Source organism: Iocasia fonsfrigidae (genome assembly GCF_017751145.1).
GTDB lineage: Bacteria > Bacillota > Halanaerobiia > Halanaerobiales > DTU029 > Iocasia > Iocasia fonsfrigidae.
Map to the genome: position 1 here is coordinate 108,786 of NZ_CP046640.1, position 16,138 is coordinate 124,923.

General features: G+C 31.1%; 14 protein-coding genes and 1 pseudogene. All 15 read left to right on the forward strand.

The features are described 5' to 3' along the window. Positions 1–320: 320 nt before the first annotated feature. Positions 321–710 (forward strand): tetratricopeptide repeat protein, encoded by a 390-nt coding sequence (locus GM661_RS00655; RefSeq protein ID WP_230868302.1) that lies wholly within the window; start codon positions 321–323, stop codon positions 708–710. Positions 711–714: 4 nt separating this feature from the next. Further along, positions 715–1,119: a GNAT family N-acetyltransferase gene (locus GM661_RS00660; protein WP_230868303.1), complete on the forward strand. Its 405-nt coding sequence runs from the start codon at positions 715–717 to the stop codon at positions 1,117–1,119. A gap of 329 nt (positions 1,120–1,448) precedes the next feature. Continuing rightward, complete coding sequence (locus GM661_RS00665; protein ID WP_164522094.1) at positions 1,449–1,622, forward strand: aspartyl-phosphate phosphatase Spo0E family protein; 174 nt, start codon at positions 1,449–1,451, stop codon at positions 1,620–1,622. A gap of 409 nt (positions 1,623–2,031) precedes the next feature. Further along, complete coding sequence (locus GM661_RS00670) at positions 2,032–2,460, forward strand: hypothetical protein (RefSeq protein WP_230868304.1); 429 nt, start codon at positions 2,032–2,034, stop codon at positions 2,458–2,460. A gap of 353 nt (positions 2,461–2,813) precedes the next feature. After that, a pseudogene (locus tag GM661_RS00675) lies at positions 2,814–3,041 on the forward strand (glucuronate isomerase); the annotation flags it as partial. A 345-nt stretch (positions 3,042–3,386) separates the two neighbouring features. Continuing rightward, positions 3,387–4,322: a sugar-binding transcriptional regulator gene (locus GM661_RS00680; protein WP_230868306.1), complete on the forward strand. Its 936-nt coding sequence runs from the start codon at positions 3,387–3,389 to the stop codon at positions 4,320–4,322. A 105-nt stretch (positions 4,323–4,427) separates the two neighbouring features. Continuing rightward, positions 4,428–5,918, forward strand: coding sequence for a sugar ABC transporter ATP-binding protein (locus tag GM661_RS00685; RefSeq protein WP_230868307.1), 1,491 nt, complete (start codon positions 4,428–4,430; stop codon positions 5,916–5,918). A 7-nt stretch (positions 5,919–5,925) separates the two neighbouring features. Beyond that, positions 5,926–6,873 carry an ABC transporter permease gene (locus GM661_RS00690; RefSeq protein WP_230868308.1) on the forward strand — a complete coding sequence of 316 codons (948 nt, stop codon included), beginning with the start codon at positions 5,926–5,928 and terminating at the stop codon, positions 6,871–6,873. Positions 6,874–7,038: 165 nt separating this feature from the next. Continuing rightward, complete coding sequence (locus tag GM661_RS00695) at positions 7,039–8,010, forward strand: substrate-binding domain-containing protein (protein WP_230868309.1); 972 nt, start codon at positions 7,039–7,041, stop codon at positions 8,008–8,010. 115 nt (positions 8,011–8,125) lie between these two features. Then, on the forward strand, positions 8,126–8,674 hold the full coding sequence (locus GM661_RS00700) for a sugar O-acetyltransferase (RefSeq protein ID WP_230868310.1): 549 nt from the start codon (positions 8,126–8,128) through the stop codon (positions 8,672–8,674). Between the two features lie 31 nt (positions 8,675–8,705). Further along, positions 8,706–9,761 (forward strand): galactitol-1-phosphate 5-dehydrogenase, encoded by a 1,056-nt coding sequence (locus GM661_RS00705; RefSeq protein ID WP_230868311.1) that lies wholly within the window; start codon positions 8,706–8,708, stop codon positions 9,759–9,761. A 24-nt stretch (positions 9,762–9,785) separates the two neighbouring features. Next, positions 9,786–11,315 (forward strand): FGGY-family carbohydrate kinase, encoded by a 1,530-nt coding sequence (locus GM661_RS00710; protein ID WP_230868312.1) that lies wholly within the window; start codon positions 9,786–9,788, stop codon positions 11,313–11,315. Between the two features lie 26 nt (positions 11,316–11,341). Beyond that, entirely contained in the window at positions 11,342–12,013 is a 672-nt protein-coding gene (gene deoC, locus GM661_RS00715) for a deoxyribose-phosphate aldolase (RefSeq protein ID WP_230868313.1), read from the forward strand. 599 nt (positions 12,014–12,612) lie between these two features. Further along, a complete protein-coding gene (locus tag GM661_RS00720; protein WP_230868314.1) occupies positions 12,613–13,962 on the forward strand; it encodes a BamA/TamA family outer membrane protein in 1,350 nt (449 codons plus the stop codon). A 234-nt stretch (positions 13,963–14,196) separates the two neighbouring features. Next, positions 14,197–15,990 (forward strand): ASKHA domain-containing protein, encoded by a 1,794-nt coding sequence (locus tag GM661_RS00725; protein WP_230868315.1) that lies wholly within the window; start codon positions 14,197–14,199, stop codon positions 15,988–15,990. Positions 15,991–16,138 lie beyond the last annotated feature (148 nt).

Consider the following 16,138-nt stretch of genomic DNA (forward strand, 5'->3'; position numbering starts at 1 on the left):
TGAAAAAATAGTCTGCTAGTTTATGTTTTCTCTTAATGAGTTATTTATAGTATACATTATAAGTATTAATATAGAGTTAAATTAATATTAAAATTGGGTTAAAGTTTGCTTGTAAATAATTGTTTATAATTTTTCTTTTTTATATAGGGTGATGTGGTTAAGATTTAGTGATTATTGATTCTATTGATAACGAAGAAGAAGAGTGGTACTGAAAAAGAATGTTTTCTATGATGAAATTAGCGAAGTGAAGATGATTATGAAAAAAATAAATTAAAATAGAGTTTAATGAAAATATGATAAATATAAAGGTGGGGTAATTTATGAGATTATATAAGAGGAAAATGCTTTTAATAGTATTAGTCATATTATTTATGACAAATACTGCAATTGTTTTTGCAGTAGAAGATGAGGAAACATGGCAGTATTATTATGATAAAAGTAACATTAAGTACAAACTTCGAGAATACGAAAAAGCCTTATCATTTATAGATTTGGCTTTGGATATAAATAATAAAATACCTGCTATCTATAAATTGAAAGGGGAAATATACATTAAGCTACACAAATTTAATGAAGCAATTTTTTGTTATGATGAAGCATTGAAGTTAGGTGAACATGAAGCAACTTTTTACTTAAGTAAGGGGATAGCATATTTATATCTTAAAGAAAATGAAAAAGCAGTTAATTTGTTTAAATGTTTGGAGGGTTAATGATATGAAAATTGCATATAAAACTAGAAAGGAATTTGCTATTCAACAATTACAGGAATTATTTCTTTCAGTGGAATGGAGTTCAGGTGATTATCCAGATAAGCTACAAGCAGCAATGAAAAATTCACATACAGTATTTTCTGCTTGGGATAAAAAGAAATTAGTAGGATTAATAAATTGTCTTTCCGATGGTGTAATGACTGCTTACATTCATTACTTGTTAGTTAGACCAGAATATCAAGGCAAAGGAATTGGGAAAGAATTAGTTAATTTGATGATAAAAAAATATCAAGATTGTGCATGCAAAGTTTTAATTGCTTATGATGACGAAATAGGATTTTATAAGAGATGTGGTTTTGAAATAGGTGAAGGTGAAACACCTATGTTTATTACTTATCTTACTATTTAAACAAAGGGTGTTTGTTTGAGTCCTAGTCCGTCCGCCATTAATGGACAGGGATTATAAAGTTTTGATAAACTCGTCGCGAGGCGGGATTTTTTATATTCATTATCTTTTTCAAAATTTCCTTCTGAAAGATAATTTTCAAATTCTTTTCTAGCCCCTTCTTGAAGAATCGGAATAAAATGTGAATAAATATCTAGAGTAACTTAATTGATAATGACCTAAGTATTATGGGAACCATATTATAATCATAACGATATAAATTGCAGCAAAAAAAATGGTATATATATTACAGAGAATAAAAAAATCTCTAACTGAAGATATTATAGTTAGAGGTGATAAATATAGAAAAGAAAAAAATAATTGCTATGATACAAGATTTACGCAAAGAACTGCATAAATTAGTTAAAGAAAAAGGAATGCAAGATGAGAATGTAATAATGAAGAGTCAGGAGTTAGATAAACTATTAAATGAATATGAAAAACTTCTAGATAGAGAAAAAAATTAATAGCTGCTCTTTTTTAATGCATAAAAAAATGGCCAACCAAATGGTTGGCCTACGAAAGAGGTAGTAAATAATGTTGAAAAATCTATGTGATCCCTTAACGGGTTACTTATATTATATAGCGCTAAGATTAAATTATGGTTAAAATGAAATTAGAATTAGATTAAAAATGAGGTAGTGATAGTGTCTAAATCCAAAAGCAAAGTCCATGACGCTGATAAAACAAATAAAAAACAATCTGAAAAAGGTTACCTGATTTAAAAAACATGGGTTTTTTGTTAAAAGAAAGACTGAAGAAGAAAAGTCTCATTAGGGATGGTTTTTATAAAATAATATTTTGGCTATTTTTACAGGAAAATAATGCTGTATCACGAAATATAATTAAATGCAAAAAAATAGGAGAGTGGAAACAATGCCGTATGCAGAAATTTTAGTAACTAAAAATTTTATTACTGATGAGGAAAAGACTGTTCTAGTAAAGAAGATGACTAAAATTCTATTGGATTCAGAAGGCCTTATAGATAATCCGATATCAAGATCTATTGCTTTACTAGATATCAAAGAATTTGGCTGCCTATATGTTGGTGGAGAAAGGAGCAAGCAAGATAAAATATTAGTGAAAATATATGCATTTTCAAATGCATTTAATGATAAAAGCAAGAAAAAATTATTTTCAGATATTACTAATGCATTAATTTCAATTAATGATAAAATCAAATCTCAGAATGGAAGAAATATATGGTGTATGATAATTCCATTACAAAAAAATAATTTTGGAGTGGGAGGAGCTCCTGTCACATTGGAAATGACGAGGAACCTTGTTTCAGCTTATAAGGAATGACAAATAAAATACATAGCTAGGTGAATTAAATTATATTTCAAATTAGTAATTTCTAAAGTTAATAGGAATCGATTTAACCGCACTTTAGGGTAGTATTTTATTTGCCCTGGGTGCAGTTCTTTTTTTATTTTATAGGAAGAGTATTGTAAATATGAAAAAATAAAAGAATGAATAAGGTTACCATTATATTTTTCGTAAAAAGAAAAAGCCAACCAGAAGGTTGGCAAGGAAGGAGAAAATATCTATGTGATCCCTTAACGGGTTACTTATATTATATCGTGTTAAGATTAAATTGTGGTTAAAATTAAATTAGAATTACATTAAAATTAGATACAGAAGAATTCAAAAAGACCATAAAACAAGTAGGTACAGTTGATTTATTTTATAACTATGCGGGAATGGTAACTGATTCTAGAAAACTCTTATCTTATTCTTCCAGAACAGAAGTGTTCAGGCGGATCCTTGCTAATGTAGTAGGTAATCAGGTTGATAGAGGTCAGTTGCCATATAATGTTGCTTCTGATTTAGTAGCACAGGTAAGTTACTATGGTCCATATAACTTGTTCTTTAATAGGAGATAGTTTAGCTTGTTTTATTCAAATAGAAAAACGGTAATTATGTTATAAATGCTTATTTGAAATGTGGTGAAGCCAAAAGGTGTTCTGGATTTGATCGGATTATAGAGTTTAGAAAACCCGCTATGAAGGCGGGTTTTCTAAGGTTCTGGAATATTCTATTCCTATTATTTTTTAATATTTTCCTGCGATATAAAACATAGTTCATAATATTTATAATATTATGAATATTATTATTTTATGCAAAAATAAAGGAATTATGACTTTTATGTATAATTAATATATATAGAAATTGAAATTATATACATACAATGAAATTAATTTCAAAATTTGATTAAGGGGTGATCTAATATGAATAAAAGGAGAATTATTGATATAGCTAAATTATATTATGAATTAAATAAGTCACAAAAAGAAATTGCGGAAATACTTAATATTTCAAGAGCTACAGTTAGTAGAAAACTCAAAGAGGCAAGAGAAAAAGATATAGTTAAATTTAGTATTGACTATTCATACCATCCTAATTTTAAAATAGAAAAAGAAATGATGAGAAAATTTAATGCTAAAGAAGTATTTGTAGCTGATAATTTATATAGTGAAAATGATTTAATCTTTAAGGATATATCTTCACAATTATGTGCCTTTTTAGAAGAGATAATTTTAGATGGAGAAACCATTGGAGTATCATGGGGTAATACAATGAATAAAATAGCAAATAATTTTTGTAAGTTTAATAAAAAAAATATAAAAGTGGTGGAATTAAATGGAGCAATAGCTCAAAGTAAGTATTCTACTTCCGCTTATTCAATTTTAGAAACTTTTGCTTCTGCCTTTAATGGAGAACCTTATTATTTACCAAGTCCAGCAATAGTTGATAATAAAGATATAGCTAAATCATTTTTAAGTGATAGTAATATTAGCAATAATCTAAAAATTGCAGAACAAGCACAAGTTGCAATTTTTGGCATTGGTAAAATTAACAAAAATTCAGTTTTGTATAAAGCAGGATATTTTAAACCTGAAAAATATGAAAATTTAATAAATAATGGAGCTGTGGGTGATATATGTGCTAGATATTTTGATATTAATGGGGTTTTAGTAGATAAAAGTTTAAATGAAAGGACCTTAGGTATCAGTTTAGATAAACTAAAAGAAAAAAAATATTCAATAGGAATAGCAGTTGGAGAAGAAAAAGCGCAGCCTATTATAGGTGCTTTAAAGAAAAAATATGTAAATGTATTATTTACAGACAAAAAAACAGCTCAGAAAATATTAGAGATTAGTTAAAATTCAATAATTTTATAAAGACTAATGTTTAATAGATTGAAAAATTATATTAAAAAGAAAGGAGAAGTAGTAAAAGTAGTATCTTAAATTTTGAGGTGAATACAAATGGATGATTTAGTTTTTGAAATGAAAAATATCACCAAGACTTTTCCTAGTGTTAGGGCTTTGGAAGATATTAATTTCTCTGTTTTAAAAGGTGAAGTTCATTGTTTATTAGGTGCTAATGGAGCCGGAAAGTCTACATTGATAAAGGTATTAATGGGGGTACATAGACCCGATATTGGAGATATAATTCTAAAAGGGAAAAAAGTTAATATAAATAGTCCATTAGAAGCAAATAAGTTAGGTATAGCAGCTATCTATCAAGAACTTTCTTTAGTACCCGAATTATCTGTGTATGAAAACATTTTTCTCGGAAATTATCTTAAAAAAAATAATGGAATTTTAGACTGGAGAAAAATGAAAGAAATATCAAAAGTTATCTTGAGAGAATTAGATGTTGAATTAGATATAAATAAAAACATAGCAGAGTTAAGTAGAGCTGATCAACAAATGATTGAGATTGCCAAGGCTCTACAAAAAGAACCTGAAATTTTGATTATGGATGAACCATCTGCAACTTTAACTGCAGAAGAATTTAAAACTTTATTAAAAACAATTGAGATTCTCTGTTCGAAAGGAATAACTGTAATTTATATTTCTCATAAATTAGAAGAAATATTTCAAATAGGAGATAGATTTACTGTCTTGAGAAATGGCAAGAAAATTACTACTTTGCCTGTAAGTGATGACATTGGGGAAAATGACATTGCTGAATTAATGATTGGAGATAAGATAGAATCAAAAAAATATTCTATCGAATGCGATTCTAATGAGATAATAATGGAAGTTCGAGGTGTTTCAAATGGAAATGTAAGTGATATTAATTTTGATTTATATAAAAAAGAAGTTTTAGGTTTTTATGGTTTAGTAGGTTCAGGAAGAACGGAATTAATGAAGATTTTATTTGGTATAGATGATTTCGATCAAGGGACTATAGAAATTTATGGTAAAAATTATAAACCATTGGGGCCCAATGGAGCAATTAAATCTGGTGTAGGATTAGTTCCAGAAAAGAGAAAAGATCAGGCCTTGGTTGTTGATAGAACAGTATGGGAAAATCTTATTTATACTTCTTTTGATAATTTTTTAAGTAAAGGTATATTAAATTACAAAAATATCAGAGAATCTTCTAAACAAATGGTGGATAATATCAAAATAAAAACACCATCTATTAAACAAATAGTTAAAAATTTAAGTGGTGGAAATCAGCAGAAAGTTGCAATTGGCAAATGGGTTATTAATGGTTGTGATATTTTACTATTAGATGAACCTACCCAAGGAATAGATGTTGGAGCTAAAGAAGAGGTTTATAGATTAATTAGAGAGTTGACCCAAATGGGGAAAAGTATAATCATAGTTTCATCAGAATTAAATGAATTATTGAATATTGCAGGTAGAATTATAGTAATGAAAGAAGGTAAGTTAGTTAAAAACTTTGATTATCAGGAAATTGACAAACGAGAGATTGAAAAAACAGCTATATTGGGAGGATAAGCTTAAAATGGAAAACACCAAATTTAAACATTTAATTAAAGAACATAGTATATACTTTTTATTGATAGTCTTTATTATCATAGGTATGTTTACTTCAGAACATTTTTTAACAGTAAATAACTTTATAAATTTACTGCAAAGATCTTCTGTAATTGGATTGATAAGTTTAGGTATGACGTTTGTAATTATTGGAGGGGGTATTGATTTATCAGTTGGTTCTATAGTTGCCTTTTCCGGTATTGTTGTAGCTACGTTAATGACCAATGGAATGAATTTAGTTGTGTCATTAATATTCACAATCTTTCTAACATTGGTATTAGGTTTAATAGTTGGAATTATTACAGTAAAGTTTAATCTCCCTTCTTTTATTGTTTCTTTAGCTATGATGGTTAGTGCAAGAGGCTTGGCTTTACTAATTAGTAATGGATCTCCAGTTTTTGGTCTTGCTGGTCCTTTTGCTTTTATAGGGGGTGGTTATATAGGGAAGATACCATTTAGTGTAATTCTTTGGTTTATTATGTCGATAATATCTGCCATTGCTTTAAAATATACTGCTTTTGGGAGAAAACTATATGCCCTTGGTGGCAATGAAGAGGCAGCATTTTATTCAGGTATCAAAACTAGTTATTATAAAGCTATTTCATTTGGTATTTCCGGTCTTTTATCTGGTATTGCAGGGATTGTTCTGGCATCTTGGTTAACAGTGGCTCAGCCTTCAGCTGGTGAGGGAATGGAGCTAGATGCAATTGCTTCAGTAGTCTTAGGTGGAACATCTTTATCTGGTGGTAGTGGAACTATAGGTGGTACTATTATTGGTGTTTTAATACTGAGTATAATAACAAATATATTCAATTTATTTGGAATCTCTTCTTATTATCAATATATCTTTAAAGGATTAATAATTGCTGGTGCATTAATCCTGAATAGCATGGTAGTTGTTAGAGAAAAACAGTAATTTTTATTTCGAAATATGAGCAAAAACAAATTCTAATATTTATAAGTCTATAAGTAATTTATGCAGTAAAGGAGTGATTATCATGACTTAATAAGTTTTAAAATTGGTCGAGGTAAATAACAATCTATCAAAATCAGTTAAATAATTAAATTGGAGGTTTTAATTATGTTAAAAAAATATTCATTAATTTTGTTAGTTTTCTTGTTGATTTTATCGTTTTCATCAATAGTAGCTGTTGCTGATAGTCCTTTTGTAGGTTTTTCTCAAGTTACAATTCAATCTCCATTTTATGTCACTCTAATGGAATCTGCTGAACGAACAGCCAAAGAAATGGGAGTAAAATTTGTCTATTTAGATGCTGGAAATAATATTGGGAAACAAAATAATGATGTTATTGATTTAATAACAAGGGGTTTAGATGTACTTCTATTAAATCCAGTTGATCCAGAGGGTGTAGCTCCAGCAATGAAAAGAGCAGAAGATAATAATGTGCCTGTTGTGACAGTTGATAGGCCTGTTGAAGGAAAATATAAGGAAGCTGTTTTTGTTGGGAGAAAAAATTATGAGATGGGTGTCGAAGCAGGCAAGAAAGCTGTAGAATTACTTGGTGGTGAAGGTAATGCTTCAGGTAAAATTATAGAAATTCAGGGTGCTGCAGGTGGAGCAGTAATGAGAGATAGAAGAGATGGATTTCATTCTATTGTTGATAAAGAAGAAGGAATTGAGATAATACAAGGCCCATATTGTGAATATGTACGTTCCCAAGCAATTTCTGCATTTCAGGACTTAATTCAGACACACCCAGATGTAGATATGGTATATGCCCATAATGATGATATGGCTTTGGGAGCAGTTCAAGTTTTAGAACAGCATGGGAAAATTAATGATGTATATGTAATTGGGATTGATGGTCTGATGGAAGCTGTTAAAGCTATCAATGATGGTAGAATGGATGCTACAGTATTAAATGACCCTGCTTATCTTGGACAGTTAGCTGTTGAAGTAGCTTTAGGTGTTTTAGAAGGGGAAGAGTATCCTGAATTTGTTGATGCTGGAACTGGATTAATTATAAAGGATAATGCAGGAGAGTTTTATGATCCAGCAAAAGACTTTGCAGAGTATATTCCTGAAGATTAATTATCAATAATTATAACCCCCCCTGTTTTATAAAAAGGGGGGGGTTATATAAAATAGATAAATATTATTTAACAAGAGAAAAAATAACTAATAATAGTTGGGTGATAATTATACTATGGATGAAAAAGAAAAGATGCTTAATGGTGAACTATATAATCCTAAAGATGAAGTGCTGTCAAAAGAGAGGAGAAAGGCACAAAAACTATGTAAAGAGTTTAATAAAGTAGACCCTTATGATAAAGAAGCTCAAAATAAAATATTAAAAAAATTATTTGATACTGATAAAGAAAGCTCTATTATGCCAAACTTTTTTTGTGATTATGGATATAACATAAAATTTGGAGAGAATTTTTATGTTAATCATAACTGTATAATCTTAGATGTAAATGCAGTTAATATAGGTAACAATGTTTTACTAGGGCCTAATGTTCAAATTTATACTGCTAATCATCCATTAGATGTTGAAAGCAGAAATGCTGGTAGAGAATATGGTAAGCCAGTTAATATTGGAGATAATGTATGGATTGGGGGCGGGTCTGTTATTTATCCAGGGGTTAATATTGGTAACGATTCTGTTATTGCAGCTGGAAGTGTTGTTATTAAAGACGTAGCTAGTAATGTTTTAGTAGGGGGTAATCCCGCTAAAATAATAAAGGAAATTTAATAAACTTAGAAGTAAAAGGAGGATATTAAAAATGAAAGCAGTTAGGCTTTATGCGCCAGGTGACTTAAGAGTTGAAGAAGTGGAATTACCTGAAATAAAAGCAGATGAAGTGTTAGTTAAGGTAATGGTAGTGGGTGTATGTGGCTCAGATATACCAAGAATAAATGAATATGGTGCTCACAATGCTCCCCTGACAATGGGACATGAGTTTAGTGGTAAAATTCTTAAAATAGGCTTAGATGTAGAAGGTTGGAATGAAGGAGATAGAATTACAGCAGGACCTTTAATTCCATGCCATAAATGTGAATGGTGTGAAAAAAGCCGTTATTCTCTTTGTGAAGACTATAGCTATTTAGGATCCCGTCAAGATGGTGCTATGGCAGATTATGTTGCTGTACCAGCAAATAACCTTGTTAAAGTTCCAGATAATGTTAGCTATAGTGCTGCAGCTATGACTGATCCGGCCGCCAATGCTATACATGGTTTATGGAAAGGTGATGTAAAAGGGAAGAAGATTATTATCTTAGGAGTTGGTCCAATAGGTTTATTTGCAATACAATATGCTAGATATTTAGGAGCAGATACAATTATAGCTATCGATATTTCAGATAAGAAACTTGAGATAGCTTTAGAATTAGGAGCAACTCATGTTATAAATAACTTAAGGGAAAGTAATTCTGAAGAAAAAATAAAAGAAATCACTAATACAAAGATGGCAGATTTCATCTTAGAAACAGCTGGTTCCAAAATAACTCAAAATCAAGCCTTACATTTGATTGCTCCCAATGGAAGGGTTGTTTATTTAGGTATTTCTCATGATGAATTAATGCTTGATGAACAGTCTGTTGAAAATATATTGAGAGGTGAAGTAGAAATAGTAGGTTCCTGGAATTCATTTTCTGATCCTTTTCCTGGTAAAGAGTGGTTTGAGGCAATCAAATGTTTTAAAGAAGGAGAATTTATTTCAGATCCATTAATTAGTCAAAAGTTATCTCTTGATAAAGCACCGGAAATTTTCAGCAAAATAAGGAATGATAAAGACTTCTTTTATAATAAAATCCTATTTACTCCAGGACTTGAAGAATAATTAAATATTAGGAGGAGCAAAAAAATGGGGGAAAGTATTTTTATTGGTATAGATATCGGAACCCAAAGTTTGAGAACTGGTTTTTTTGAAGAGAGTGGTAATTGTATAACTTTTGCCTCTCAAGAATATGAATTAGAATCAAAAAATAAGGACTGGTATAATCAGTCAGCTAAATCTTGGTGGTCTGCATTTAAGAATACCCTCAACGAGTGTTTTGAAAATGCAGGAGATAATTTTGATAGAAATAATATTAAAGCCCTTGCTTGTTGTGCTACTTCTTCTACAGTGTTACCGGTTGATAAAGATGGAAATTCTTTAGAAGATGCTATTTTATGGATGGACCAGCGTGCTTATAAAGAAACTACAGAAATTAATAAAACTGGTCATAAGATTTTAAATTATTGTGGAGGAAAAGTTTCATCTGAATGGATGGTGAGTAAATTACTATGGTATAAAAAAAATGAGCAAGATATATACGAAAAAGCTGATTATATAGTTGAGCAATTGGATTGGTTTAATTATAAGTTAACAAAAAAGTGGGTTGTTTCTAAATGTAATGCTACCTGTAAGTGGAATTATCTAGATATAAATACTGGTTGGGATGAAAAGTTTATGTCTGAGATTGGCTTAAGTGATTATAAATCAAAGTGGCCGAAGAAGGTCGTTTCAGTTGGTAGTTTAATCGGCCTTGTTAATGACGAGGTAGCAGATTCTCTTGGTTTACCAAAAGGTATAGAAGTATATCAAGGTGGGATTGATGCCCATATTGCTTTATTAGGTATGGGAGTTACAAATACTGATGAGTTGGGATTGATAATGGGAAGTTCTTTTGTTCACCTGACTTTTTCTGATAACCCGATTTTTAATCAGGGAATTTGGGGACCTTATTCTAATGCGATTTTGGATGATCTATGGCTTTTGGAAGGTGGACAGGTTTCTGGTGCCTCAATAAATAGATGGTTTAGAGATAATTTTGGCCAAGATTTTGAGGGAAGAACTGATGATTTTTATGAAGTTTTAAGCAAACAAGCTGCTTCTATTCCCCCGGGATCTGAAGGACTTATTGTTTTAGACTTTTGGGAAGGTAATAGAACTCCATATAAAGACTCTCTGGCAACTGGAAATATTCTAGGACTCAAATTAAAACATAGCAGGTCACATGTGTATCGTGCTATTCTTGAAGGAATAGCGTATGGGGCCAGAAATGTAATTGAAAATATGGAGAGTGAAAACAAACAGATAGAAAAAATAATTGTCTGTGGTGGAGGTTCAAAGGATCCATTATGGTTGCAAATTATTGCAGATGTTACAGGAAGAGAAGTAATTACCACTCAATTTGAAGAGGCCGGCATTTTAGGAGATGCTATTGTAGCTTCAGCAGGCTATAAAAATAAATCGATAAGTGAAATTGCTAGTAAAATGGTTAAAAAAGGTCAACACCTAAAACCTAATAAAAGGAATTATAATGTCTATAAGACATATTTTGAATTATATAAAAGGACATATAAACAGCTTTCAGGATTAATGAAAATTTTATCTGAACTCAATAAATAAAAAAATATTATTAGGGGGAATTAAAAATGGATAAAAAAGAGATAGCCAAAATGATTGATCATACCATTTTAGGGGCTACTGTAACCAGTGATCAAGTAAAAGAAAAATGTGAGGAAGCTAAAAAATATAATTTTGCTTCAGTATGTGTAAATCCAGAATATGTTAAATTAGTTAGCACAGAATTAGCTGGTACTCCAGTTAAGGTTTGTACAGTAATTGGTTTTCCATTAGGATTTAACTTAACAGATGTTAAAGTAAAGGAGGTTAAAGAAGCAATAAAACAGGGGGCTGATGAGTTAGATATGGTGATTAAGCTTGGAGCTTTAAAAGAGGGTAATATGGATTTAGTTACTAAAGATATTGAGTCAGTTGTTAAAGCCTCAGGTAATAAATTAGTTAAGGTTATAATTGAGACGTGTTATTTAACTGATGAAGAGAAGATTGAGGCTTGTAAAGTCGCTAAAAAAGCTGGAGCTGATTTTGTAAAAACATCTACAGGGTTTGGAAGTGGTGGTGCTACAGAAGAAGATATAAAACTAATGAGAGAAACGGTTGGAGAAGAAATGGGAGTAAAGGCTTCAGGTGGTATTCGTAGTTTGTTTGATGCCAAAAAAATGATTGAAGCTGGGGCTACTAGAATTGGAGCTAGTTCTGGGGTTAAAATTATAGAGGGAAATAGAATAACAAGTAAATATTAAAAATTATAGTATTTAATTAAAAGATTGTAGTTGAATTCAACTATAAATAAGTAAATTACTATATTTATTTTTGGCCCCATACTTTTAGTATGGGGTTTGGCAGTTATTTACTATATAAAATATTAATGTTTTTAAAAATATATTAGTTCTACGATTATAGTAATGTTTGAAACCATATCTAATCTGTTAGATAGATGGGAAATTGATGGATATTGGATTAGAAACAATAGTGTTTTTTAAATATACTTTCATATAGAAGGAATTATGTTATAATAATAGGGTGATAAATTTAATCCCCCAGAGAAGGAGACTATTAATGCTGGGCTAAGGGATCAGGTTTTTGTTATGATTAGGGGGCACTGGTGATAGATAACTATGCTGAAAAGATATGATGCTTCTGCCAAGGAGGGTGCCGTATGACCCTGAAAAATATGCAGAAATTCAATACTAAATACAAAAAGGAGTTGTTAATGTGAACAGGAGAGATAATTAATAAATTTACAAAAATATGTAAAACAAATATAGCTTTAAGTATAAAGCTTTTTTTAGTTAAATTCAGTTAAAGAATAAAGATGAGATTCTAATTTTAGAAGGGAATAATGATGATAATGTGGATTATTAAAAAGAATATTTTCAAATTAATACTTATTTTTATATTAATGATTTTAGTTTTTACTTCTAATGTTAATGCAGCTAAAAATTTTATGGGTATTATCCAAGACATTGTTGGTCCGAAAATGAAAGGAAATTCTGGGAAGATTCCATTTGCTGGTTATGTTAGTGAAGGAGGGTTAATGGTAGGTGAATTTATATATGATTTTGATTTGTTTGATAAGAACACTAAATTTTATTCAGCAAATATAGTATCACTTACAACTGATATTATTGTTTCTTATAATCAACTTAGAAATTATCCCCTATCTGATAAATGGAGATTAGGCGGGGATTTAATTTTTGTTAAATATACAGAACTTGAAGCCGGAGGGATTGGTAATGATACTCCTGATCAAGAAATCCCTGAAGAAGCTGTAGCTGCATTAAGTAAATTTGTAAATTTGGATCAAGAAAGACAGGATGTTATTGTTAGAGTTCTTAAAGGGAAAGAGTCTAAAAGTCAATTAACTGCTGAAGAGGCTGAAATTGCTGTTGCTTTAGCAGAAAATAAAGATAGATTAAACGGTTATCAAAGTTCTGCGGGCTGGCAGGGTAAAGCAGCAGTTAATTTAGCCTATCTACTTGATAAACATCATTCAATCATTACTGAATATACATATCAGATCTTAGATAGTGAAATAAGAAGTTATGAATATAAAGCTGATGCACTTTCATTAGCCTGGGAAGAGGAATATGTTGATGATACAAATAATCCCCGAGAGGGGCATAAGATTATTACTAAGGTTAAAAAGAGCTTAAATTTACTAAGTCATGATGCTAATAATAATTGGGATTATACTAAATTAACTTTTGATATTCATAAATATCTACCTGTTTTTACTAATTCTACTCTGGCTTTAAGGTTTAGAACGGAAAGTATTTCAGGAGAGGATAGACTTGATAAGGATAGAACTGCTTTGAAAAAACTTTATACTGGTGATCTAGATGCTGAAGCTTACACCTGTGCCCCTTATTTTGATATGGCTTCATTAGGTGATTTAAATAGTATGAGGGGTTATTATTATAATAGATTTTATGATAAAAATTCTTCTTTGTACCAGGTAGAACTTAGATTTCCAATGGAATATTTATTATCTAATTTACAGGGGACAGTATTTGCTTCAGCAGGTCGGGTAAGTGATGAGTTTAATACTGAATTATTTACTGAAGATATGCATTATTGTTATGGATTAGGTCTCAGATATAATTTCCTTGGTGGTGTAATTATTCGCGGCGATATTGGTTTTTCTAAAGAAGGAAGCCAGGTTAGAATGAATATGGGACATTCTTTTTAAGGGGTTTTGGGGATTGATATAATAGAGTAAGTTTTGTTGCTGATTAGGGTCTATCTAGAAATGATAGACTCTTTTTTAATGTATAAGAAATTATGTTATAATTATGAAAGAGATTGGTGCAGATGCCTATTCCAAAGATGCTGCTTCCGCTGTTTAGTAGCTAAAAAAAAGTATCATAAGAGATAATTCAGGTATTTTCATTGATTCTATTTCCTGGGAAGTAGGTTTTTAATAATGAAAAAGAAAGTAACAGTTCAAACAAGTGCTAAGAAGATTGTTTTAGAGACAGATAAAGGTGTTAATTTACTGCATTTACTTAGGGAAAATAATATTAATATAACCTCACCATGTGGAGGTAATAGGTCCTGTGGTAAATGCAAGGTGAGGGTTAAAGAGGGAAGAGATAAGCTAACAGGTCCTGAGTTAAAGCTATTAACAGAAGATGAAATAAGGATGGGGTATCGACTGGCCTGTGCTCTTACAATAATAGATGATCTGGAAATAGAATTACTAGAAGAGGGTAAGTTAGAGATTGTTACTGAAGGCGTGGAGTTTAAGATAGACTTTAATCCCCCATTAAAAGTTCATAAACTGTTAGATTATGAGAGTGATGAAGAAAACACTCTCAGTCATCTGGACATACTTTACAGAGAGACTTCTACTGATAATATCGACCTTGTTCTATTAAAAGAAATACCTGAAATTGCAGAGGAAAAAGAAGTATCACTATTAAAATACCGCAATAAAATCATCTCACTTAATAAAGGGTCGATTAAAAAAGTCTTTGGATTGGCTGTTGATATTGGGACTACTACTGTAGCCGTCTATTTAATAAATATCTTAACCGGTGAAGGGCTTGATGTAGCTTCTTTCCATAATCCGCAAAAAAGGTATGGGGCAGATGTAATCTCAAGGATTAATTATGTCCAGAGTGATAACGAAAAGCTTAAAGAGATGCAGGGTGTTTTAATTACAGGTTTAAATCAGGGTATCAAAGATTTGTGTTCTCGCAATAGACTGGAGAGCAGTGATATATATTTGATGACAGTAGTTGGTAATACAGTTATGAGTCATTTATTACTGGGGATTAATCCTGCAAGCCTGGCCAGGGCGCCCTACAGGCCTATTTTTACAAATTCATTGGAGATATCCCCATTTGAAATAGGCTTAGAGATTAATCGCCGGGGAATTATTCAGGTTTTATCTGCTGTATCTTCTTATGTTGGGTCAGATATTATTGCTGACCTGTTGGTGACAGATTTTAGTAGTGAACAATGGAATTTACTAATTGATATAGGGACAAATGGAGAGATTGTACTCGGCAATAAGCAACAGATCTTAGCCTGCTCAGCTGCGGCTGGTTCAGCATTTGAGGGTGCCAATATTACCTTTGGTACTGCAGGGGTTCCTGGGGCTATTTTCAGTTTTTCTATCACAGAGGGTGGGGAATTCAGCTATGAGACTATTGCCACTGAACCACCTGTTGGTATCTGTGGTTCAGGTTTAATTGACCTGGTGGCAGAGATGATAAAAAACGATATTTTGACAGGAACAGGTATGTTTAATGAGAACCCTGCTGAGAATATCTTGAATAAAATAAAGACTTACAAAGGAATGAAGGCTCTGGAAATAGTTGAAGTTGATTCAACTGCTATCAATAGGCCTATATTGTTGACTCAAAAGGATGTCAGGGAATTACAGCTGGCCAAGGGGGCAATTGCAGCTGGAATTAATATTCTCCTTAAAGAAGCTGGTATATTATATCAGGATATTGAGAAGATATATCTGGCTGGTGGGTTTGGGAGCTTTATTAAGCCAAGCAGTGCCTGTAAAATAGGCCTTTTACCGAAGGACATGGAAGATAAGATTATTAAGATTGGTAATGGTGCTGGATTGGGAGCCAGAAGTTATCTGCTGGATAAAACACAGCGGGAGAAAACGACATCTCTACTGGCAAGAATAGAGTATCTGGAACTTTCACTTCGTAAGGATTTCCAGGAAGAGTTTATGAAATCAATGGAATTTTAAGGGAGGGAAATAATGTCTGAAATAATAAATAATACTCTCTTTACAATAAATATTGGGCAGTTAGAAAAAGAACTTAATTAATTATATAAGCGTTCTTATATATAAATCACTCTCCTCTGGGGGGGTGATTTTTTGATTAATTTGTTCT